Raw genomic sequence first — 21,550 nt, 5'->3', positions numbered from 1 at the left:
GGGGGAGAGGCGCGATGGACTCGGCGGTGACGGGGCTGCTGGCGGCATTGGTCGGCGTGGGCGGCACACTCGGCTCCGCCTGGCTGACCCAGCGCCGGGCGGACGCCCTGCGGCGCGAGGAGTGGGACCGCGTCGAGCGCTCCCGGAGGGCCGAACGCGCCGACGAGCGGAGGCAGTCGGGGCGTGAGGCCCGTCAGGCGGCCTACACGGGCTTCAACGCGTCGGCCCGCCACTACCTGGCGACCCTCAACGACCACGCGCACGTCCTGCGCGACGGAGGCGACCCCCGGGAGTCCCTGGAGGCGGTGGAGAGCGCCCGGGTCGACTACCGCCGCAGCTACGCCGAGGCCCAGATGATCGTGCCGGACACGGTGCTGGCCGAGGTGCGGAAGGTCGACCGGGGCCTGGGCTCGGTCTACGGCAGCCTGGCCCGCGCCACCCGCGACCGGGGCCGTGACGGCGACGACCCGGACAGCGTCCGCACGGTGATCGGACAGGGCTGGCGGGACCTTTCGGACACGCGGGCCGCCATGCGGGCCGACCTGGACGTGACGGGTCCCACCCGCGACCCCGCTGGGTAGTCTGCTGCCGCCCGGTCCGGCCCACGCACCCACCCCCCGAGGTGAGAGATGTCCTTCACCACCCGGCCCACGCTCCAGGGGACCTTCGGCATGGTCTCCTCCACGCACTGGCTGGCCTCCCAGTCGGCGATGGCGGTCCTGGAGAACGGCGGCAACGCCTACGACGCGGCCGTCGCGGGCGCGTTCGTGCTGCACGTGGTCGAGCCGCACCTGAACGGGCCGGCCGGGGAGGTACCGATCCTGCTCGCCCCGGCCGGCGGCGAGGTGCGGGTGCTGTGCGGGCAGGGCGTGGCCCCGGCGGGCGCCACCGTGGCCCACTACCGGGGGCTCGGCCTGGACCTGGTGCCCGGCACCGGACCGCTGGCCGCCGCCGTCCCCGGCGCCTTCGACGCCTGGCTGCTCCTGCTGCGCGACCACGGCACCAAGCCGCTGGACGAGATCCTGGCGTACGCCGTCGGCTACGCCGAGCACGGACACCCGCCGGTGGAGAACGTCGGCGCGACCGTGGCGAGCGTCCGCAGGCTGTTCGAGACCGAGTGGACGTCCTCGGCGGAGCTCTACCTGCCCGGCGGCCGTCCGCCCCGGCCCGGCGAACTGCTGCGCAACCCGGCTCTCGCCGCGACCTGGCGGCGGCTGCTCGCCGAGACCGCGGGCGCCGGGGACCGCGAGGCCCGCATCGACGCGGCCCGTGAGGTGTGGCGCACCGGCTTCATCGCCGAGGCCCTGGTCCGGCAGGCGGCCCGTCCCACCATGGACACCAGCGGCGAGCGGCACACCGGCACCCTCACCGCCGCCGACCTGGCCGGCTGGTCCGCCGGCTACGAGCCCCCGGTGTCCTACGACTGGAACGGCTGGACCGTGTGCAAGGCCGGCCCCTGGAGCCAGGGCCCGGCCTTCCTCCAGCAGCTGGCCCTGCTGCCGCCCGAGCTGCCCGCGTACGGCTCCGCGGACTACCTGCACCTGCTGGTCGAGGGCTGCAAGCTCGCCATGGCCGACCGGGAGGCCTGGTACGGGGACGCGGCCGAGGTGCCGCTGGCCGAACTGCTCTCGGGCGCCTACAACGCGCGGCGGCGCCGGCTGGTCGGCACCAAGGCCTCCGACGAGCTGCGGCCCGGCAGCCCCGGCGGCCGCGTGCCCAGGCTGCCCGCGTACGCGCGCGTGGAGGCCGCGCGGAGCACCGCCTTCGACCCGCTGGGCGGCGGCGAGCCGACGGTCGCGCAGGTCGCCGCCGACGGCACCACCCGGGGCGACACCTGCCACCTGGACGTCGTCGACCGCTGGGGCAACATGGTGGCCGCGACGCCCAGCGGCGGCTGGCTCCAGTCCAACCCGGTCGTCCCCGAACTGGGCTTCCCGCTCGGCACCCGGCTCCAGATGACCTGGCTGGAGGAGGGCCTGCCGAACTCCCTCACCCCCGGCCGCCGCCCCCGCACCACGCTCACCCCGTCCCTGGCCCTGCGCGACGGGGTCCCGGTGCTGGCCTTCGGCACGCCGGGCGGCGACCAGCAGGACCAGTGGCAGCTGCACTTCTTCCTCGCCGTCGCGCTGCGCGGACAGGTGCGCGGCGGCCTGGACCTCCAGGGCGCGATCGACGCCCCGAACTGGCACAACGACAGTTTCCCCAGCTCCTTCCACCCGCGCGGGCGCCGCCCCGGCAGCCTCACCGTCGAGTCGCGGACGGACCCCGGCGTGGTGGAGGAGCTGCGGCGGCGCGGCCACGACGTGACGGTCGGGCCGGGCTGGTCGGAGGGCCGGCTGTGCGCGGTGGCCCGCGACCCGGAGACCGGTGTGCTGTCGGCGGCGGCGAACCCGCGCGGCATGCAGGGCTACGCGGTCGGGCGCTGACCCGGGCGGGGCCGGCCGGCGGCGCACTGATCGCCGGCACCGGCTGTTCGTCCGGATTCCGGATTCCGTACACCCGAGTGGGTGGGATTGTCAGTGACACGTGCTCTCATGGGGGACATGATCGAAGCAACGGAGACCATCGACGAGTTTCTCCTCCAGCACGCCGGCGACGTCGAGGACGCCGTCCGCAAGGCCGCCAGGACCGAGATCCTGCCCCGGTGGCGGCGGCTCGCCGACCACGAGGTCGACCAGAAGAGCGGGCCGCACGACCTGGTGACGGACGCCGACCGGCTCGCCGAGAAGTACCTCACCGGAGCGCTCGGCGCGCTGCTGCCGGGTTCCGTCGTGGTCGGCGAGGAAGCGGTGCACGCGGACCCGGAGACCTACGGGGCGCTCCAGGGCGACGCACCGGTGTGGATAGTCGACCCGGTCGACGGCACCCGCCAGTTCGTGCGCGGTGAGGACGGCTTCTGCACCCTGGTCGCGCTCGCCCACCGCGGCGTCCTGCTCGCCTCCTGGACCTACGCGCCCGTCCGCGAGCAACTCGCCACGGCCGTACGGGGCAAGGGCGCCTTCCTGGACGGCGTACGGCTGCACGCCGGGCCGCCCGCCGCGGACCGGGACCTGCGGATCGCCACCTCCCACCCGGACTACACGACGGACGCGCAGAAGCGCGCCCTGTCCGCCCTGTGGGTCGACGGCGTCGCCCCGCGCGCCTGCGGCTCCGCGGGCCTTGAGTACCTCGCCGTCGCCCGCGGCGAGTTGGACGCGACGGCGTTCTCCTGGGAGGCCGCCTGGGACCACGCGGCCGGGCTGCTCCTCGTCGAGGAGGCGGGCGGCGCCCACCTCACGCTCGCAGGCGAGCCCTTCCGGATCACCGGCGACAACGTCCTGCCGTTCACCGCGGCCCGCGACGCGGCCACCGCGCGGCGCGTGCTGGACCTGCTGCGGAACCCGCACTGGTAGCCCCGGACGAGGGCGGTGTCAGTCCCGCGGCATATCCTGAACCCGAGTGGCCAATCGGCTGACGAAGGGGTGCGAAGGTGCCGTCGATGCTCGATGCGGTCGTGGTGGGGGCGGGACCGAACGGCCTGACGGCCGCCGTGGAGCTGGCCCGGCGCGGTTTCTCCGTCGCGGTCTTCGAGGCCCGCGGCACGGTGGGCGGCGGCGCCCGCACCGAGGAGCTGACGCTGCCGGGCTTCCGTCACGACCCGTGCTCCGCGGCGCACCCGCTCGGCGTCAACTCGCCGGCGTTCCGCGCCCTGCCCCTGGACCGCTACGGCCTTCAGTGGCTCCACCCGGAGCTGCCGATGGCCCATCCCTTCCCCGACGGCCGGGCCGCCGTCCTGGCCCGTTCGGTCGCCGAGACGGCGGCCTCCTTCGGGCCCCGTGACGCGGGCACCTACCGCAGGCTGGTCGAGCCCTTCCTGCCCAAGTGGGACACCCTGGCCCGGGACTTCATGTCCCTCCCGCTGACCGCGCTGCCCCGCGACCCGGTCACCCTCGCGCGCTTCGGCCTGGCCGGGCTGCCGCCCGCCGCCCTGCTGCTGCGCCGCTTCCGGGAGGAGCGGGCCAGGACCCTCTTCGCCGGGCTCGTCGCGCACGTCATGGCCCCGCTCAGCGGCTTCGCGACCGGTGCCGTCGGCCTGGTCTTCGCGCTCGCCGCGCACGCCCGCGGCTGGCCGGTGGCCCGGGGCGGTTCGCAGGCCATCTCCGACGCCCTCGCCGCGTACCTCAGGGACCTCGGCGGCGCGATCCACACCGACTACGAGGTCAAGCGCCTGGACGACCTGCCGCCCGCACGGTCGTACGTCTTCGACACCTCGCCGACCGCCCTCGCCCGTATCGCGGGCCTCGGCAACTACTACCAGGACTACCGGTACGGCCCGGGCGTCTTCAAGATCGACTACGCGCTGGACGGCCCGGTCCCCTGGACGGCCCCCGAGGCCCGCCGTGCCGGGACCGTGCAGATCGGCGCGGACAGCGCGGAGATCGGCACGGCGCTGCGGGCCGCCTCCCGCCAGGGCCGCGCTCCGGACCGGCCGTTCATGATCACCGTGCAGCCCGGTGTCGTGGACCCCTCCCGCGCACCCGAGGGCAAGCAGGTCTTCTGGGCCTACGCCCATGTGCCGAGCGGCTGGAGCGGCGACCTCACCGACGTGATGGAGCGTCAACTGGAGCGCTTCGCACCGGGGTTCCGCGACCTGGTGCTGGCCCGGGCCACCGCGGGACCGGCCGAACTCGCCGCCCGCAACGCCAACTACGTCGGCGGTGACATCGGCACCGGCGCGGTCTCCGGCCTGCAGATCCTGCTGCGCCCCAAACTCTCCCTGTTCCCCTACGGCACCCCGCACCCGGCGGTCTTCATCTGCTCGTCCGCGACCCCGCCCGGCCCCGGGGTGCACGGAATGTCCGGGCACAACGCGGCCAAGGCCGTCTGGAGAAGGCTGAGACAGACATGACCCGCATCACGCTCGTCCAGGGCGACATCACCCGGCAGACCGCCGACGCGATCGTCAACGCGGCCAATTCCTCGCTGCTCGGCGGCGGAGGCGTCGACGGCGCCATCCACCGGCGCGGCGGTCCCGCGATCCTGGAGGACTGCCGCAAGCTCCGCGCCGGGCACTACGGCAAGGGCCTGCCCACCGGCCAGGCCGTCGCCACCACCGCGGGCGATCTCGACGCCCGGTGGGTCATCCACACCGTCGGTCCCGTCCACTCCCGCAGCGAGGACCGCTCCGGGCAACTGGCCTCCTGCTACCGCGAGTCCCTCCGGCGCGCCGACGAACTCGGCGCCCGCACGGTCGCCTTCCCCGCGGTCTCCACCGGGATCTACGGCTGGCCGCTGGACGACGGCGCCCGGATCGCCGTGGCGACCGTCCGCGAGACGGACACGGCCGTCGAGGAGGTCCGCTTCGTACTCTTCGACGACCGTGCCTACGAGGCATTCGCCGCCCAGCTGCCCTGAGCACGGACCAGGATTCCCGTCGCGGCCCTGGCGACCGGCCGTCACATGGACTCGGCCCTCGTTCCCCGCCCCTGCGGCTCTCCCGTCCGGCCGGTGCCGGGCGGGAGGAGGCAGGCCTTGGCCGCCCGGCGGAAAGCGGGCAGCAGGGGATGGGGATCGTCGGCGCGTGCGGCCAGGACGACCTGCACCGGGACCGCGTCCACGACCGGTACGGCGACGATGTCCGCGCGCAGGCTGCCCCGGAACCCGGCCGGTGCCAGCGACACCACCTCGCCGCTCGCCACCAGCTCCAGCTTGTCCTCCAGCGTGTCCACCAGGGCGCCCAGGGTGGTGTGGCCCGGCGGATTCGCACCGGCCCGGTCCGCGCCGGTGAAGCGGGGCAGCGGCTCGTCGGCGAAGTCGGCGAGCGTGACCGACGCCCGGCCCGCCAGCCGGTGGCCGAGCGGCACCAGCAGCACCCGCGGCTCGTCGTACAGCACCGTCACGTCCAGGCCGTCCGCGCTGAACAGGAACCGCGTGACCAGCACGTCGACCCGGTGGTCGAGCAGGGCGTCGCGCGGCTCGCTCCAGTCCACGTGCAGGGTGCGCACGTCGGCGTCCGGGTGGCGGCGCCGGACCTCACGGACGGCCGGGGTGACGATCTGGTGCGTGGTGTATCCGACCGTGAACGGGCCGTGGCCCGCGGCCGAACGGGCGCTCGCGGCGGCCCGGGCGGCACTGCGCAGCAACTCCCTGGCCTGCGGCAGAAAGGTCTCGCCCGCCCGGGTGAGCCGGGTGCCGCGAGGACCGCGGTCCAGCAGCGGGACGCCCAGCTCCCGCTCCAGCCGCCGGATCTGCCGGCTCAGCGACGGCTGCGCCAGACGCAGCGCGTCGGCGGCCCGCCCGAAGTGCAGCTCGTCGGCGACCACGGTGAAGTAGCGCACCAGGCGCAGCTCCAGGTCCACCGGCGGTACGAGGGATTCGGGCACCCGTCGACTCTACTCCCGCCGCCGTGGGCTGCGGTCATGACCGTACGGTCATCACCGGGTGCGGAACGGGTCTTGGACCCCGGCCCCGGACCGGACGCAGGCTGGAGCCGTCCCAGGCATCCACTCTCCGTGAGGTGATTTCGTCATGCGTGTGTTCGTCACCGGCGCCACCGGGTTCATCGGCAGCGCCGTCGTCCGCGACCTGCTCGGCGCCGGCCACCAGGTGCTCGGCCTGGCCCGCTCGGACGCGGCCGAGGCGGCACTGAAGGAGGCGGGAGCCCAGGCGCACCGCGGCGACCTGAACGACACCGACGGCCTGCGGGCCGCGGCCGCCGCGGCGGACGGGGTGATCCACACGGGCTTCAACCACGACTTCTCCGACATGCCCGGAGCCCTGCGCACCGAACTCGCGGCCCTGGCCGCCTTCGGCGACGCCCTCGCCGGCTCCGGCCGCCCGCTGGTCGTCAGCTCCGTGACGGGCCTGCTCACCCCGGGCCGCCTCGGCGTCGAGACGGACGGACCCGACCCCGCGGCTCCCGGCGCGCACCGCGGCGAGTCCGAGCGGGCCGCCCTCGCCCTGGCCGGCCGCGGGGTGCGGGTCAGCGCGATCCGGCTCCCGGCCTCCGTGCACGGCGCGGGCGACCACGCCTTCGTCCCGCTCCTGATCGCCCTCGCCCGTGAGAAGGGCGTCGCCGCGCACCCGGGCGACGGCAGCAACCGCTGGCCGGCCGTGCACCGCCTGGACGCGGCCGTCCTGTTCCGCAAGGCCCTGGAGGACGCCCCGGCCGGCGCCGTGCTGCACGCGGTGGCCGAGGAGGGCGTACCGCTGCGCGACATCACCACGGTCATCGGCCGCCGCCTGGGCCTGCCGGTGGTGTCGCTCGCGCCGGAGGACGCGGCCGGCCACTTCGGCTGGATGAGCCGCTTCGCCGTCAGCGACAACCCCACGTCGAGCACCGCGACCCGCGAGCGCTACGACTGGCGGCCCGAGCGGCCGGGACTGCCTGCCGACCTCGACCAGGACCACTACTTCCGCGGGTAGCCGCGGCGGCCGTCAGGTCAGCGCACCTACGTGTCGGATTTCCGCCAGCACCGGCCGCACTCGGTGGCCGATGCTGGACCCATGCAGAAAGGGACGAACCTCGACCGGGAGCACTGTGTACGGGCCGTGCAGTCCAAGGACGCACGGTTCGACGGCTGGTTCTTCACGGCCGTCCTGACCACCCGCATCTACTGCCGGCCCAGCTGCCCGGTGGTGCCGCCCAAGCCCGAGAACATGACGTTCTACCCGAGCGCGGCCGCCTGCCAGCAGGCCGGGTTCCGGGCCTGCAAGCGCTGCCGCCCCGACACCAGCCCCGGCTCACCGGAGTGGAACCAGCGCGCCGACCTGGTCGCCCGCGCCATGCGGCTGATCGCCGACGGGGTGGTGGACCGCGAGGGCGTACCCGGCCTGGCCGGCCGCCTCGGCTACAGCCCCCGCCAGGTCGAACGCCAGCTCCTCGCCGAACTCGGCGCCGGCCCGCTGGCCCTGGCCCGCGCCCAGCGCGCCCAGACCGCCCGGCTGCTCGTCGAGACCACCGGCCTGCCGATGGCGGAGATCGCCTTCGCGGCCGGGTTCTCCTCGATCCGCACTTTCAACGACACCGTCCGCGAGGTCTTCGCGCTGTCCCCGAGCGAGCTGCGCGCGCGAGCCCCGAAGAGCGCGCCGGCCGCCCCCGCCCCCGGAGCGCTGTCGCTGCGGCTGCCCTTCCGCGCGCCCCTGAACCCCGACAACCTCTTCGGCCACCTCGCGGCCACCGCCGTACCCGGCGTCGAGGAGTGGCGGGACGGCGCCTACCGGCGGACCCTGCGGCTGCCGTACGGCCACGGCATCGCGGCCCTCACCCCGAAGCCCGACCACATCGCCTGCCGGCTCGCCCTCAGCGACCTGCGGGACCTGCCCGTCGCCATCGCCCGCTGCCGCAGGCTGCTCGACCTGGACGCCGACCCGGTCGCGGTCGACGACCAGCTGCGCACCGACCCCGTGCTGGCTCCGCTGGTGGACAAGGCGCCCGGCCGCCGGGTGCCCCGCACGGTCGACGAGGCGGAGTTCGCGGTGCGCGCCGTGCTCGGCCAGCAGGTCTCCACGACCGCCGCCCGCACCCACGCGGCCCGCCTGGTCACCGCGCACGGCACCCCGGTGGAGGACCCCGAGGGCGGCCTCACCCATCTCTTCCCGGCCCCCGCGGAGCTGGCCGGTCTCGACCCCGAGACCCTGGCGATGCCCCGCAGCCGGCGCACCACCTTCACCACCCTGGTCGGCCGCCTCGCCGACGGGACCCTCCACCTGGGAGTGGAGAGCGACTGGGCCGAGGCCCGCGCCGGACTCCTCGAACTCCCCGGCTTCGGCCCCTGGACCGTCGACGTCATCGCCATGCGCGCTCTCGGCGACCCCGACGCCTTCCTCCCCACCGACCTCGGCATCCGCCGCACGGCCCTGGAACTGGGCCTGCCCGGCACCCCGGCCGCCCTCACCGCGCGTGCGGCCGCCTGGCGCCCCTGGCGGGCCTACGCGGTCCAGTACCTGTGGGCTACCGACTCCCACCCGATCAACTTCCTGCCCGTATAAGGACTTCTCCGTGAAGAACCACACCGTCACCGACAGCCCCTACGGCCCCCTCACCCTGGTCGCCGAGGACGGCGTCCTCTGCGGCCTCTACATGCAGGACCAGCGCCACCGCCCGCCCGAGGAGAACTTCGGTGCCCGTGACGACGACCTCTTCGCCGAGGCCGGGGAACAGCTCGACGCGTACTTCGCGGGCGAGCTGACCGAGTTCACCCTCGAACTGCGCCTGGACGGAACCCCGTTCCAGCGCAGTGTCTGGGAGCAGCTCTGCCTGATCCCCTACGGGCAGACCCGGTCCTACGGCGAACTCGCCGACGCCCTCGGCAGCCCGCAGGCCTCCCGGGCGGTGGGCCTGGCCAACGGCAGGAACCCGATCAGCATCATCGTCCCCTGCCACCGGGTCATCGGCGCCAACGGCGGCCTCACCGGCTACGGCGGCGGCCTGCCCCGCAAGCGGCGCCTGCTGGACTTCGAGCGGGGCGCCGGCCTCTTCTGACCGGCGCGGGGACCTCGGGCGCGCGGGCGGCGGGCACCCCGCGCGCCGCTCAGGCGCCGTCGTCCGCCAGGCCGCGCAGCAGCCGGGGCAGCGCGGTGCCGATCGGTTCGCGGACGACCTCGTCGGCGCGGTCGTCGTAGGGGGTCGGTTCGGCGTTGACGATGACGAGGCGGGCGCCGTGGTCGGCGGCGACGCCGACGAGACCGGCGGCGGGCTGGACCTGGAGGCTGCTGCCGACGGCGACGAACACGGTGCAGGCCTTGCTGATGGCGAGGGCCTGGCCGAGGACGACCGGGTCGAGCCGCTCGCCGAACATCACCGTCGCCGATTTGAGGACGCCTCCGCACTCCAGGCACGGCGGGTCGTCCTCGCCGGCCTCGACGCGGGCGAGCGCGTCCGCCATCGGCCCGCGGGCACGGCACTTGGTGCACACCACGCTGCGGGCCGAGCCGTGCAGTTCGAGCACCTTGCGGGCGGGCATCCCGGCGAGCTGGTGCAGCCCGTCCACGTTCTGCGTGATCACCCGCACCGGTGTCCCCGCCCGCTCCAGCTCGGCGACGGCGCGGTGCGCCCCGTTCGGCTCGGCCCCGAGCGCGCCGCTCTCGCGCCGCATCCGCCAGGACCGCCGCCGGATGTCGGGGTCGCCCATGTAGTACTCGTACGTCACGAGCTTCTCGGCCTCGGGATCGCGGCGCCACAGCCCGGCGGGACCGCGGTAGTCGGGGATCCCGGAATCGGTCGAGATGCCGGCGCCGCTGAGGACGGCGACGAGGGGCTTGGCCATGTGTTCGAGGGTAGGGCGGGGCCGGTGCGGGCGGCGAACGGTTATCGGGGCGGCCCGCGTCAGCCCGCGCGCCTGCCGTTCTCCAGTTCCGCGGTGCCCGTGCCCTCGGTCAGTACGTCCAGGGCCGCCAGCACCCGGTGGCCGAGGGAGCCGGGCAGGTAGGTGGTCAGGTCGGGGCGCGCGACCAGCCGCCAGGACAGCAGTTCCTCCTCCTGGAGCCGGATCGCCGCGAGGTCGGCCTCGGTGACGACACCGCCGTCGTAGAGGTAGGCGACGATCGGCGGGCGGGCGGTGCCGTGGACCCAGTCCACCGCGAGCAGCCGGCCCATCTCGCGGTCCAGGCCGATCTCCTCCAGGGTCTCCCGCCGGGCGCCCTGGCGCGGGGTCTCCCCGTCGTCGGACTCGACGGTCCCGCCCGGCAGGGCCCAGCCCTCGCGGTAGTTGGGCTCGACGAGCAGCACCCGTCCCTCGGCGTCCCGGAAGAGCGCGGCCGCCCCGGCGAGGATCCGGGGGAGGCCCGCGATGTAGGCGGCGTAGGCGTCAGTCGTGGTCACCCGGGAAGGGTATCGAGGGCGGGGCCGGCGCTCGTCCGGGCGAGTCGCACGGTGCGCTCGGCGAGGTCGCTGATGCGGGCCCCGTCGAAGCCGAAGACGGCGCTGCGGACCGTGTCCCGCAGCGGGTCCTTCCACCGGCCCGGGATGTCGGCCGCGCCGGTCAGCACACCGGCCACCGAGCCCGCCGTCGCCCCGTTGGAGTCGGTGTCCAGGCCGCCGCGGACGGTGAGCGCGAGGGTCCGGGTGAAGTCGCCGTCGCCGTACAGCAGTCCCGCGGTGAGCACGGCCACGTTCGGGACGGTGTGGATCCAGCCGAGGCCCGCGGTCTCCTCGGACAGGGTGCTCAGGGTGTCCTCCCAGCTCAGCCGGGTCTCGTGCAGGGAGACGACCCGCCGCACGGTCCGTGCGAGACGGCAGCTCGCCGGTACGACGGTCAGCGCGCTGTCGATCGCCTGCCGCACGGTCGGCGCGGTGAACGCCGCCGAGATCAGCGCGGCGGCCCACATCGCGCCGTAGACCCCGTTGCCCGCGTGGGAGAGCACGGCGTCCCTGCGGGCCAGCGAGGCGGCCCGGCGCGGGGCGTCCGGGCAGGTCCAGCCGAAGATGTCGGCGCGGATCAGGGCGCCGATCCACTCCTGGTACGGGTTGTCGTAGGTGGCGGTCAGGGGCGGCTTGAGACCGTCCGCGAGATTGCGGTAGGCGGCCCGTTCCGCCGTGAACGTCTGGAGGTACGGCAGCCGGAGCAGCCACAGCTCGCCGACCTGCTCGGTGCTGAAGCCGAAACCGTGGGTCTCCAGGAGGTCCAGGCCGAGGATCGCGTAGTCGACGTCGTCGTCACGGCAGCTGCCGTGGATCCGGCCGCGTACGCACCGGTCCCACTCGGGGCGCAGCGCGAGGGCGTCGCGCTCGTCGGCGGGCTCGGGCAGGTAGTCGGTGAGCGGCAGGGCGGCGGCCCGCCGCAGGTAGCCGTCGATGCGGTCCCTGGTCCACACCTCGCCCTGCTCGACGGGCTTGCCGAGCATGTTGCCCGCGATCCGGCCGAGCCAGCCGCCGAGCACGCGGTCGTCCAGGTCCGGACCGGGGGTGCCGTCGTTGCCCATGGCTGTGGTGTACCCGATTTCCCAGGCGGCTCCCAGGCCTTTCCCAGGCTTCGGGCGGGGCATGACGGCGAGGGTGTCCTCCGGTTAAGGTCGCAGCGGCGCGACTGGCCTTGACGTGCGCGAGGCCCGGAGAGCAAGGGGATACAGGTGACACAGCGCGTGCTCATCGCCGCGGACAAGTTCAAGGGCTCGCTGACGGCCGTGGAGGTCGCCGAGCGGGTCACTGCGGGGCTCCGGCGGGTCGTGCCCGGCCTGGAGCTCGAGGCGCTGCCCGTCGCGGACGGCGGGGACGGCACCGTGGCCGCGGCGGTCGCCGCGGGCTTCGAACGCCACGAACGGGCGGTCGCCGGGCCGCTGGGACAGGAGGTCACCGCAGCGTTCGCGCTGCGCGGTGACACCGCGGTGGTGGAGATGGCCGAGGCGAGCGGACTGCAACGGCTGCCCGCCGGTGTCTTCGCGCCCCTGACGGCCTCCACGTACGGCTCCGGCGAGCTGCTGCGGGCCGCGCTGGACGCGGGCGCCCGCACGATCGTGTTCGGCGTCGGAGGCAGCGCCACCACCGACGGCGGCGCCGGCATGCTGTCGGCGCTCGGCGCGCGGTTCCTCGACGCGGACGGCGAGCCGGTGGCGCCGGGCGGCGGCGGCCTGGCCGGCGTGGCCCGCGCGGACCTGTCGGGCCTGGACCCGCGGCTCTCCGCCGTCGACCTGGTCCTCGCCAGCGACGTCGACAACCCGCTGACCGGCCCCAAGGGCGCTCCGGCCGTGTACGGCCCGCAGAAGGGCGCCTCGCCGGACGACGTGGCGGTCCTGGACGCGGCGCTCGCGCACTTCGCGAAGGTCCTGGAGGCCGAGGCCGGCCCGCGCGCCGCGGAGTACGCGGTGGCGCCGGGCGCCGGGGCCGCCGGCGGCATCGGCTACGGCGCGCTGCTGCTCGGCGCCCGCTTCCGGCCCGGCATCGAGGTCATGCTCGACGTCCTCGGCTTCGCGCCCGCCCTGGAGCGGGCCTCGCTGGTCGTCACCGGCGAGGGTTCGCTGGACGGGCAGACGCTGCACGGCAAGGCGCCCGCGGGAGTGGCCGCGGCCGCGCGGGCCGCCGGCAAGGAGGTCGTGGCGGTGTGCGGGCGCCTGGCACTGGCACCCGCCGACCTCGGGCGGGCGGGGATCCGGCGGGCCTACCCGCTGACGTCCGTGGAACCGGACGTCGCGAAGTGCATCGCGGAGGCGGGCCCGATCCTGGAGCGGGTCGCGGAAGCGATCGCCACGGACTTCCTGACCTGATCCACGGGGAGCCGGCGCGGTCGGCGGTGAACCGGGGGGCTCCGTCAGGGGCCCCGGGGGAGCCGCGGGGAGCCCGAGGAACGACCCGGAAAGACGGAGGGCCCGGACCGCTCGCGGTCCGGGCCCTCTCGCCTCGTGGTTACGGCAGCTGCGCCGTCCTCGCCTCGCGGCGGTTGTCGCGGATGTTGTTCACCCGGCGCGCCGTGGCGAACAGCGGGATCACCGCGCCCATCACCAGCTGCAGCGCGCAGCCGGTCTGGAGCAGCAGCTGGCCGCCGGGCGCGTCGAACGCCCAGGCCGCCAGGAGGCCCATCGAGAGCACGATCCAGGACAGCATCGCCCCGGCGAGGCGCCCGCGCGGCTTCGGGTACTCGACCCGGCTCACCATCAGCCAGGCCGTGCCGATGATCGCCAGCAGGGTCGCGACGAACGGCAGCTCCAGCAGCACGATCGAGACCACCGTGAGCGCGCCGAACGGCGAGGGCATGCCCTGGAACATGCCGTTCGGCGGGGTCACGCAGCTGAAGCGGGCCAGCCGCAGCACCACCGCCAGCAGGACGACCACGGCTCCGACCGCGGCCACCTTCTGGTAGGCGTCGTCGGCCACCATGCCGTAGACGAGCACGAAGTACGCGGGGGCCAGGCCGAAGCTGACGAGGTCCGAGAGGTTGTCCAGCTCGGCGCCCATGGGCGAGGAGCGCAGCTTGCGCGCCACGAGCCCGTCGAACAGGTCGAAGACCGCCGCGCAGAGCATGAGGATGACCGCGGTGGCGGCGCTGTGCCGCGCCATGCCCGCCGACTGGTCGTCCCCGGTGAGGTGCGGGATCAGGATGCCCGTGGTGGTGAAGTACACCGCCATGAAGCCGCACGTGGCGTTGCCCAGCGTGAGGGTGTCCGCTATCGAGAGGCGCAGAGAGAGGGGCATCTCCTCCTCGTCCTCGCCGATCTCGTCGGCCTCGGGCACCCAGCCCGCCTGGGTCTCCGGATCAATCACGGTCAATGCGAGTCACCCCAGCCACCGTCTTCTGACCGACCTCGACCGCGACCTCCACGCCCTCGGGCAGGTAGATGTCGACGCGCGAGCCGAAGCGGATCAGGCCGATGCGGTCGCCCTGCTCGACCTTCGTGCCCTGCGGGAGGTAGGGCACGATGCGACGGGCCACCGCGCCGGCGATCTGGATCATCTCGATGTCGCCGAGTTCGGTGTCGAAATGCCAGACTACGCGCTCGTTGTTCTCGCTCTCCTTGTTGAAGGCGGGAACGAAGCCACCGGGGATGTGCTCCACCGACGTCACGGTGCCGGACAGCGGCGCCCGGTTCACGTGGACGTTGAGCGGGCTCATGAAGATGGCGACGCGGGTCCGGCCGTCCTTCCACGGCATGATGCTCTGCACCACACCGTCGGCGGGAGAGATGACGCGGCCCTGGGCGATCTCACGCTCGGGGTCGCGGAAGAACCACAGCATGCCCGCCGCGAGCGCGGTGGCGGGCACGGCGACGGCCTTCGCGGCGCCGGAGCGACGGGCACGCAGGAGGCTGACGGCTGCGGTGGCGACGGTCGGGAGAAGCCACGGCGATGCTCCGCGCGCGAGGCGTACGCCGGCCAGGCTGTCTCGATGTGCAGAGGTTTGGCTGTGGGGCATGGATGACCTTCGTAGCGGATGATGCCGCGCGGGAATTGGGGACGGCGGCTTTACCGGATCGTACCGGTCGTGGGCCACAACTGGGCAAGCCAGGATACCGAGTCGGCGGCCGAAGACCGTTGACGGGGTGTGATCTTCTTCTCGAAGAAAACACCCCGCACCGGGACAATCAGCCCTGGAACCGATACTCTTCGAGCAGCCTCCGGCCGATGATCATTTTCTGGATCTCGGCGGTGCCCTCGCCGATCAGCAGCATCGGGGCCTCGCGGTAGAGGCGCTCGATCTCGTACTCCTTGGAGAATCCGTAGCCGCCGTGGATGCGGAAGGCGTCCTCGACGACCTCCTTGCAGTACTCGGACGCGAGGTACTTCGCCATCCCGGCCTCCAGGTCGTTTCGCTCCCCGGAGTCCTTTTTACGTGCGGCGTTCACCATCATGGCGTGCGCGGCCTCGACCTTGGTGGCCATCTCCGCGAGCTTGAACTGGATGGCCTGGTGCTGGGCGATCGCCTTGCCGAAAGTGTGACGCTGCTGGGCGTACCGGACACCGAGTTCGAACGCACGCTGCGCGACGCCGCAGCCACGCGCCGCCACGTTGACGCGGCCGACCTCCACTCCGTCCATCATTTGGTAAAAACCTCGGCCGGTGACCCCGCCGAGCACCCGATCGGCCGGAATCCGCAGCCCGTCCATGATCAGCTCGGTGGTGTCGACCCCCTTGTAGCCCATCTTGTCGATCTTGCCCGGGATGGTGAGGCCGGGGCGGACCTCGCCGAAGCCGGGCTCCTTCTCCACCAGGAAGGTCGTCATCGACTTGTGGGGGGCGGTGCCCTCGGGGTGGCCTTCGTCACTCCGCACGAGCACGGCCACGAGGGAGGACGTACCGCCGTTCGTCAGCCACATCTTCTGGCCGTTCAGGACGTACTCCTCACCGTCCTTCACCGCCTTCGAGGTGATCGCGGAGACGTCCGAGCCGAGGGCCGGCTCCGACATCGAGAACGCGCCCCGGATGTCACCGGCCGCCATCCGCGGCAGGAAGTGGTCCTTCTGCTCCTGCGTGCCGTGCTGCTTGAGCATGTACGCCACGATGAAGTGCGTGTTGATGATGCCGGAGACGGACATCCAGCCGCGGGCGATCTCCTCGACGCACAGCGCGTACGTCAGGAGCGACTCGCCCAGGCCGCCGTACTCCTCGGGGATCATCAGGCCGAAGAGGCCGAGTTCCTTCAGGCCGTCGACGATGTCCTGCGGGTACTCGTCGCGGTGCTCCAGCTCGGTGGCGACCGGGATGATCTCCTTGTCCACGAAGTCGCGGACGGTGGAGAGGATCTCCTGCTGGACGTCGGTCAGACCGGCGGTCTGGGCGAGACGGGCCATGGCTACTTCTCCTGCTCCTTCAGCTCCGGGCGGCCCGGCTGTTCGCCGCCGCGCTCCTTGATGTACGTCTCGGTCGGCACCATCACCTTGCGGCGGAAGACGCACACCAGGGTGCCGTCCTGCTTGTAGCCCTTGGTCTCGACGTGGACGATCCCGCGGTCGTTCTTCGACTTGGAGGGCCACTTGTCGAGCACGGTGGTCTGCCCGTAGAGCGTGTCGCCGTGGAAGGTCGGCGCCACGTGCTTCAGCGACTCGATCTCCAGGTTGGCGATCGCCTTGCCCGAGATGTCCGGCACGCTCATGCCGAGCAGCAGCGAGTAGATGTAGTTCCCGACCACCACGTTCTTGCCGAAGTCCGTCGTCTTCTCGGCGTAGTTGGTGTCCATGTGGAGCGGGTGGTGGTTCATCGTGAGGAGACAGAACAGGTGGTCGTCGTACTCCGTGACCGTCTTTCCGGGCCAGTGCTTGTACGTCGCCCCGACCTCGAACTCCTCGTACGTGCGTCCGAACTGCATCGCCCTCAGGCCTCCGGGATCTCGAACTTCGACGTACGCGTCATGCCGGCGGCCCGGCCCTTGCCGGAGATGACCAGGGCCATCTTGCGGCTGGCCTCGTCGATCATCTCGTCGCCGAGCATCGCCGAGCCCTTCCTGCCGCCCGCCTCGGACGTGTAGTAGTCGTACGCGTCCAGGATCAGCTCGGCGTGGTCGTAGTCCTCCTGCGACGGCGAGAAGATCTCGTTGGACGCCTCGACCTGGCCCGGGTGCAGCACCCACTTGCCGTCGAAGCCGAGCGCGGCGGCGCGCTGCGCGACCTCGCGGTAGCCCTCCACGTTGCGGATCTGGAGGTAGGGGCCGTCGATCGCCTGGAGGTCGTTGGCGCGGGCCGCCATAAGGATCTTCATCAGGATGTAGTGGTAGGCGTCCGCCGGGTAGCCGGGCGGCTGCTCGCCCACGACCAGCGACTTCATGTTGATGGACGCCATGAAGTCGGCCGGGCCGAAGATGATGGTCTCCACCCGCGGGGAGGCCTGCGCGATCTCGTTGACGTTGTTGAGGCCCTGCGCGTTCTCGATCTGCGCCTCGATGCCGATCCTGCCGACCTCGAAGCCCATCGTCTTCTCGATCTGGGTGAGCAGCAGGTCCAGGGCGACGACCTGCTGGGCCGTCTGCACCTTCGGCAGCATGATGCAGTCGAGGTTCGGGCCGGCGCCCTCGACCACGGTCACGACGTCACGGTACGTCCACTCGGTGGTCCAGTCGTTGACGCGCACCACCCGCGTCTTGCCGGTCCAGTCGCCCTCGTTGAGGAACTTCACGATGGTGTGCCGCGCCTCGGGCTTGGCGAGCGGGGCGCACGCGTCCTCCAGGTCCAGGAAGACCTGGTCCGCCGGGAGCCCCTGCGCCTTTTCCAGGAAGCGGGGGTTCGAGCCGGGCACCGCGAGGCACGAGCGCCGCGGGCGCAGACGGTTGACGGGCGTCGTCATGCGGGGACCTCCAGGGGGTCGAGCTTGTTCGCTTTGCGGATCTCGTCGACGATGCGGCCGATGATTCCGGTGATGTCGAAGTCCTTCGGGGTGAAGACCGCGGCCACTCCGGCTTCCCTGAGCTGCTCGGCATCACCGTTCGGGATGATGCCACCGGCGATCACCGGTATATCTGTGGCACCGGCCACACGGAGGCGTTCCAGGACGTCGGGGACCAGCTGGGCGTGCGATCCGGACAGGATCGACAATCCCACCGCGTGCACGTCCTCGGCGAGCGCGGCGTCCACGATCTGCTCGGGTGTCAGCCGGATGCCCTGGTAGACCACTTCGAAGCCGGCGTCCCTGGCCCGCACGGCGATCTGCTCGGCGCCGTTGGAGTGTCCGTCGAGGCCGGGCTTGCCCACCAGGAAGCGGAGCTTGCCGGTGCCCAGGTCGCGGGCGGTGGCGTCCACCCGCGCCCGCACCTCGGCCATCGCCGAGCCGGCCTCGGCGGGCACCGCCACCGGAGCCGAGGAGACGCCGGTGGGTGCCCGGAACTCGCCGAACACCTCGCGCAGCGCGCCCGCCCACTCGCCGGTCGTGACACCGGCACGGGCGCACTCCAGGGTGGCCTCCATGAGGTTGTCGGTGCCCTTGGCGGCCTCCTTCAGCCGCTCCAGCGCCTTGCAGGGGCGCGGGTGGTTGAACGGCGGCTGGTAGCGCGTGTCGCGCCAGCGGCCGATCGCCTCCACCACCCGGGCCTCGACCGCCGGGTCGACCGTCTGGATCGCGGTGTCCAGGTCGGCGGTGAGCGGGTTGGGCTCGGTCGTCTCGAAGATGTTGACGCCGACGATCTTCTCCTGACCGGACTCGATCCGGCCCCGGCGCTCCGCGTGCGAGGCGACCAGCTGCGACTTGAGGTAGCCGGACTCCACGGCCGCCATCGCGCCGCCCATCTCCTGGATCCGGTCGATCTCGGCGAGGGAGTCCTCGACCAGCTGCGCGACCTTCGCCTCGACGACGTGCGAGCCCTCGAAGATGTCCTCGTACTCCAGCAGGTCGCTCTCGTGGGCGAGCACCTGCTGGATCCGCAGCGACCACTGCTGGTCCCAGGGCCTGGGCAGGCCGAGGGCCTCGTTCCAGGCGGGCAGCTGGACGGCACGTGCGCGGGCGTCCTTGGAGAGCGTCACGGCCAGCATCTCCAGGACGATCCGCTGGACGTTGTTCTCCGGCTGCGCCTCGGTCAGGCCGAGCGAGTTCACCTGGACGCCGTAGCGGAACCGCCGCTGCTTGGGGTTCTCGATGCCGTAGCGCTCGCGGGTGACCCGGTCCCAGATGCGGCCGAACGCCCGCATCTTGCACATCTCCTCGACGAAGCGGACGCCCGCGTTCACGAAGAACGAGATCCGCGCGACCACGTCGCCCATCCGCTCCTGCGGCACCTGGCCGGAGTCGCGGACGGCGTCGAGCACGGCGATCGCGGTGGACATCGCGTACGCGATCTCCTGGACCGGCGTGGCGCCCGCCTCCTGCAGGTGGTAGCTGCAGATGTTGATCGGGTTCCACTTCGGGATGTGGGAGACCGTGTACGCGATCATGTCCGTCGTCAGCCGGAGGCTCGGCCCCGGCGGGAAGACGTGCGTCCCCCGGGACAGGTACTCCTTGACGATGTCGTTCTGGGTCGTGCCCTGGAGCCGGGTGATGTCGGCGCCCTGCTCCTCGGCGACGACCTGGTAGAGCGCCAGCAGCCACATGGCGGTGGCGTTGATCGTCATCGAGGTGTTCATCTGCTCCAGGGGGATGTCCTGGAACAGCCGGCGCATGTCACCGAGGTGCGAGACGGGCACGCCCACCCGGCCGACCTCGCCGCGGGCGAGGATGTGGTCGGGGTCGTAGCCGGTCTGCGTCGGCAGGTCGAACGCGACCGACAGGCCGGTCTGGCCCTTGTCGAGGTTGCGCCGGTACAGCTCGTTGGACGCCTCGGCGGTGGAGTGCCCGGCGTACGTGCGCATGAGCCACGGCCGGTCCTTCGCACGCGCCCCGTCGGCGATCTGACGCTCAGTCATCTATGACCTCGGGTGTCTCAGATGTTGCGGAAGCGGTTGATGGCGTCGAGGTGCTTGGCGCGCATCTCCTCGTCGCGCACGCCCAGGCCCTCCTCGGGGGACAGGCACAGGACGCCGACCTTGCCCTGGTGGAGGTTGCGGTGCACGTCGTAGGCGGCCTGGCCGGTCTCCTCCAGGGAGTAGACCTTCGACAGGGTCGGGTGGATCTTGCCCTTCGCGATCAGCCGGTTGGCCTCCCAGGCCTCGCGGTAGTTGGCGAAGTGCGAGCCGATGATCCGCTTCAGGGACATCCACAGGTAGCGGTTGTCGTACTCGTGCATGTAGCCCGAGGTCGAGGCGCAGGTGGTGATGGTGCCGCCCTTGCGGGTGACGTAGACGCTCGCGCCGAAGGTCTCGCGTCCGGGGTGCTCGAAGACGATGTCGATGTCCTCGCCGCCGGTGAGTTCGCGGATGCGCTTGCCGAAGCGCTTCCACTCCTTGGGGTCCTGGGTCCGCTCGTCCTTCCAGAAGCGGTAGCCCTCGGCGTTGCGGTCGATGATCGCGTCGGCGCCCATCGACCGGCAGATGTCCGCCTTCTGGTCGCTGGAGACGACGCAGATCGGGTTGGCGCCGCCGGCCAGCGCGAACTGGGTGGCGTAGGAGCCGAGTCCGCCGCTGGCGCCCCAGATCAGCACGTTGTCGCCCTGCTTCATGCCGGCGCCGTTGCGGGAGACCAGCTGGCGGTAGGCGGTGGAGTTGACCAGGCCCGGGGCGGCGGCCTCCTCCCAGCTGAGGTGGCCGGGCTTCGGCATCAGCTGGTTGGACTTGACCAGTGCGATCTCCGCGAGGCCGCCGAAGTTGGTCTCGAAGCCCCAGATGCGCTGCTCGGGGTCGAGCATCGTGTCGTTGTGCCCGTCCGAGGACTCCATCTCGACGGACAGGCAGTGCGCGACGACCTCGTCGCCGGGCTTCCAGGCGTTGACGCCGGGGCCGGTGCGCAGGACGACGCCCGCGAGGTCGGAGCCGATGATGTGGTACGGCAGGTCGTGCCGCTTGGTCAGCTCGCTGAGGCGGCCGTAGCGCTCCAGGAACCCGAAGGTCGACATCGGCTCGAAGATCGAGGTCCAGACCGAGTTGTAGTTGACGCTCGACGCCATGACGGCCACCAGCGCCTCGCCGGGGCCCAGCTCGGGCAGGGCCACCTCGTCGAGGTGGGTGGACTTGCGCGGGTCCTTGTCACGGGTCTCCAGGCCCGCGAACATCTCCGTCTCGTCCTTGTGCACGGTGATCGCGCGGTACGACTCCGGGAGGGGCAGGGCGGCGAAGTCGGCCGGCGTCGAGTCCGGCGACTGGATCGCGTCGAGAATGGCCTGAGTGGTCACGGTGTTGCCTCCGGCGGTCTGCGCCCTTGAGGGAAGGGGCGCTGAGGGTTGCGTCGGTGCTGCTGAGGGTTTTCGAGGGGTGCCGTCGGTTCGGCGGGGGCGGTGCTTCGGCAGCGCTTTGTGGCGCGGGAGGTTGCCTGTGACGCAGGCGTCCGGCGGGGCGGGCGGGTGGGCTCGCCGGGACAGGCCGGACATCAACAACGTATGACACCGCGTGTCAGGTGGCAAGGCACTGAGTGCCAGAACTTGCTCTCAGATGAAATCTTTACGTAACAAATGAGCGATGATCGATCAAAGCTACTGGCGGGTAGGCCAAGGTGTGCCGAATTGCGGAGGTCTTTCCGGTGCTCCGCCCACAACTCGGCACGCAGTGCCATTCGGGGCCGAAAAAAGCCGCCGCGGGGCCCCCCCGCGGGGGGGGGGGGGCGGGCGGGGGGGGGGCCGGGGGGGGGGGCCCCGCG

The 21,550-nt window shown here is 72.6% G+C and carries 20 protein-coding genes; 9 read left to right on the top strand and 11 right to left on the bottom strand.

All coding sequences use genetic code 11. From position 1 onward, the window contains the following. The first annotated feature begins 14 nt into the window (after positions 1 to 14). The 5 genes from ACIQOE_RS10855 (at position 15) to ACIQOE_RS10835 (ending at position 5,394) form a co-directional block, all read left to right on the top strand. Positions 15 to 581 (top strand): hypothetical protein, encoded by a 567-nt coding sequence (locus tag ACIQOE_RS10855; RefSeq protein ID WP_399011329.1) that lies wholly within the window; start codon positions 15 to 17, stop codon positions 579 to 581. A 48-nt stretch (positions 582 to 629) separates the two neighbouring features. Then, entirely contained in the window at positions 630 to 2,426 is a 1,797-nt protein-coding gene (locus ACIQOE_RS10850; RefSeq protein ID WP_401410957.1) for a gamma-glutamyltransferase family protein, read from the top strand. Between the two features lie 117 nt (positions 2,427 to 2,543). After that, entirely contained in the window at positions 2,544 to 3,392 is an 849-nt protein-coding gene (locus ACIQOE_RS10845; protein ID WP_351315298.1) for an inositol monophosphatase family protein, read from the top strand. A gap of 86 nt (positions 3,393 to 3,478) precedes the next feature. Beyond that, positions 3,479 to 4,888, top strand: a complete 1,410-nt coding sequence (locus ACIQOE_RS10840; RefSeq protein ID WP_401410954.1) for a phytoene desaturase family protein — start codon at positions 3,479 to 3,481, stop codon at positions 4,886 to 4,888. Further along, a complete protein-coding gene (locus ACIQOE_RS10835) occupies positions 4,885 to 5,394 on the top strand; it encodes an O-acetyl-ADP-ribose deacetylase (protein WP_351315291.1) in 510 nt (169 codons plus the stop codon). Before ACIQOE_RS10840 ends, ACIQOE_RS10835 begins: the two co-directional genes overlap by 4 nt. Before the next feature lie 41 nt (positions 5,395 to 5,435). On the opposite strand, the gene ACIQOE_RS10830 is transcribed toward ACIQOE_RS10835, so the two are convergent. After that, positions 5,436 to 6,362: a LysR family transcriptional regulator gene (locus ACIQOE_RS10830; RefSeq protein ID WP_401410952.1), complete on the bottom strand. Its 927-nt coding sequence runs from the start codon at positions 6,360 to 6,362 to the stop codon at positions 5,436 to 5,438. A 145-nt stretch (positions 6,363 to 6,507) separates the two neighbouring features. On the opposite strand from ACIQOE_RS10830, the gene ACIQOE_RS10825 reads away from it, so the two are divergent. The 3 genes from ACIQOE_RS10825 to ACIQOE_RS10815 all read left to right on the top strand — a co-directional run bounded on the left by ACIQOE_RS10825 (position 6,508) and on the right by ACIQOE_RS10815 (position 9,463). Beyond that, positions 6,508 to 7,404 carry an SDR family oxidoreductase gene (locus ACIQOE_RS10825; protein WP_365557837.1) on the top strand — a complete coding sequence of 299 codons (897 nt, stop codon included), beginning with the start codon at positions 6,508 to 6,510 and terminating at the stop codon, positions 7,402 to 7,404. Positions 7,405 to 7,485: 81 nt separating this feature from the next. Beyond that, positions 7,486 to 8,970: an AlkA N-terminal domain-containing protein gene (locus ACIQOE_RS10820; RefSeq protein ID WP_401410950.1), complete on the top strand. Its 1,485-nt coding sequence runs from the start codon at positions 7,486 to 7,488 to the stop codon at positions 8,968 to 8,970. 10 nt (positions 8,971 to 8,980) lie between these two features. After that, the gene (locus ACIQOE_RS10815) at positions 8,981 to 9,463 is read left to right on the top strand and encodes a methylated-DNA--[protein]-cysteine S-methyltransferase (RefSeq protein WP_365557834.1); all 483 of its coding nucleotides are present in this window, start codon (positions 8,981 to 8,983) and stop codon (positions 9,461 to 9,463) included. 49 nt (positions 9,464 to 9,512) lie between these two features. Here ACIQOE_RS10815 and ACIQOE_RS10810 read toward each other — a convergent pair whose 3' ends face one another. From ACIQOE_RS10810 to ACIQOE_RS10800, 3 genes are read right to left on the bottom strand one after another with little or no spacing between them, the layout of a single operon-like run. After that, positions 9,513 to 10,247: a Sir2 family NAD-dependent protein deacetylase gene (locus tag ACIQOE_RS10810; RefSeq protein WP_351315276.1), complete on the bottom strand. Its 735-nt coding sequence runs from the start codon at positions 10,245 to 10,247 to the stop codon at positions 9,513 to 9,515. A 59-nt stretch (positions 10,248 to 10,306) separates the two neighbouring features. After that, on the bottom strand, positions 10,307 to 10,801 hold the full coding sequence (locus ACIQOE_RS10805; RefSeq protein WP_365557829.1) for an NUDIX hydrolase: 495 nt from the start codon (positions 10,799 to 10,801) through the stop codon (positions 10,307 to 10,309). Continuing rightward, a complete protein-coding gene (locus ACIQOE_RS10800; RefSeq protein WP_401410947.1) occupies positions 10,798 to 11,901 on the bottom strand; it encodes an ADP-ribosylglycohydrolase family protein in 1,104 nt (367 codons plus the stop codon). Before ACIQOE_RS10800 ends, ACIQOE_RS10805 begins: the two co-directional genes overlap by 4 nt. Positions 11,902 to 12,060: 159 nt before the next feature. Between ACIQOE_RS10800 and ACIQOE_RS10795 the strand changes: the two genes are divergently transcribed. Further along, positions 12,061 to 13,179, top strand: coding sequence for a glycerate kinase (locus ACIQOE_RS10795; protein ID WP_401411570.1), 1,119 nt, complete (start codon positions 12,061 to 12,063; stop codon positions 13,177 to 13,179). Between the two features lie 139 nt (positions 13,180 to 13,318). On the opposite strand, the gene pssA is transcribed toward ACIQOE_RS10795, so the two are convergent. The 7 genes from pssA to ccrA all read right to left on the bottom strand — a co-directional run bounded on the left by pssA (position 13,319) and on the right by ccrA (position 21,089). Continuing rightward, positions 13,319 to 14,179: a CDP-diacylglycerol--serine O-phosphatidyltransferase gene (gene pssA / locus ACIQOE_RS10790; protein WP_351939623.1), complete on the bottom strand. Its 861-nt coding sequence runs from the start codon at positions 14,177 to 14,179 to the stop codon at positions 13,319 to 13,321. Continuing rightward, on the bottom strand, positions 14,166 to 14,822 hold the full coding sequence (locus ACIQOE_RS10785) for a phosphatidylserine decarboxylase (RefSeq protein ID WP_351315264.1): 657 nt from the start codon (positions 14,820 to 14,822) through the stop codon (positions 14,166 to 14,168). Before ACIQOE_RS10785 ends, pssA begins: the two co-directional genes overlap by 14 nt. 169 nt (positions 14,823 to 14,991) lie before the next feature. After that, positions 14,992 to 16,197, bottom strand: coding sequence for an acyl-CoA dehydrogenase family protein (locus tag ACIQOE_RS10780; protein WP_351315261.1), 1,206 nt, complete (start codon positions 16,195 to 16,197; stop codon positions 14,992 to 14,994). Positions 16,198 to 16,199: 2 nt separating this feature from the next. Next, a complete protein-coding gene (locus ACIQOE_RS10775) occupies positions 16,200 to 16,712 on the bottom strand; it encodes a MaoC family dehydratase (protein ID WP_351315258.1) in 513 nt (170 codons plus the stop codon). Between the two features lie 5 nt (positions 16,713 to 16,717). Then, positions 16,718 to 17,683: a CoA ester lyase gene (locus tag ACIQOE_RS10770; protein ID WP_351315256.1), complete on the bottom strand. Its 966-nt coding sequence runs from the start codon at positions 17,681 to 17,683 to the stop codon at positions 16,718 to 16,720. After that, entirely contained in the window at positions 17,680 to 19,728 is a 2,049-nt protein-coding gene (locus ACIQOE_RS10765; RefSeq protein ID WP_365557818.1) for a protein meaA, read from the bottom strand. The genes ACIQOE_RS10770 and ACIQOE_RS10765 overlap by 4 nt, the downstream gene beginning before the upstream one ends. A 17-nt stretch (positions 19,729 to 19,745) precedes the next feature. Beyond that, positions 19,746 to 21,089 (bottom strand): crotonyl-CoA carboxylase/reductase, encoded by a 1,344-nt coding sequence (ccrA, locus tag ACIQOE_RS10760; protein WP_351315250.1) that lies wholly within the window; start codon positions 21,087 to 21,089, stop codon positions 19,746 to 19,748. Between the last annotated feature and the right edge of the window lie 461 nt (positions 21,090 to 21,550).

The organism is Streptomyces sp. NPDC091282 (genome assembly GCF_044757385.1).
GTDB lineage: Bacteria > Actinomycetota > Actinomycetes > Streptomycetales > Streptomycetaceae > Streptomyces > Streptomyces gramineus.
This window is presented reverse-complemented; position numbering and strand designations above follow the sequence as displayed.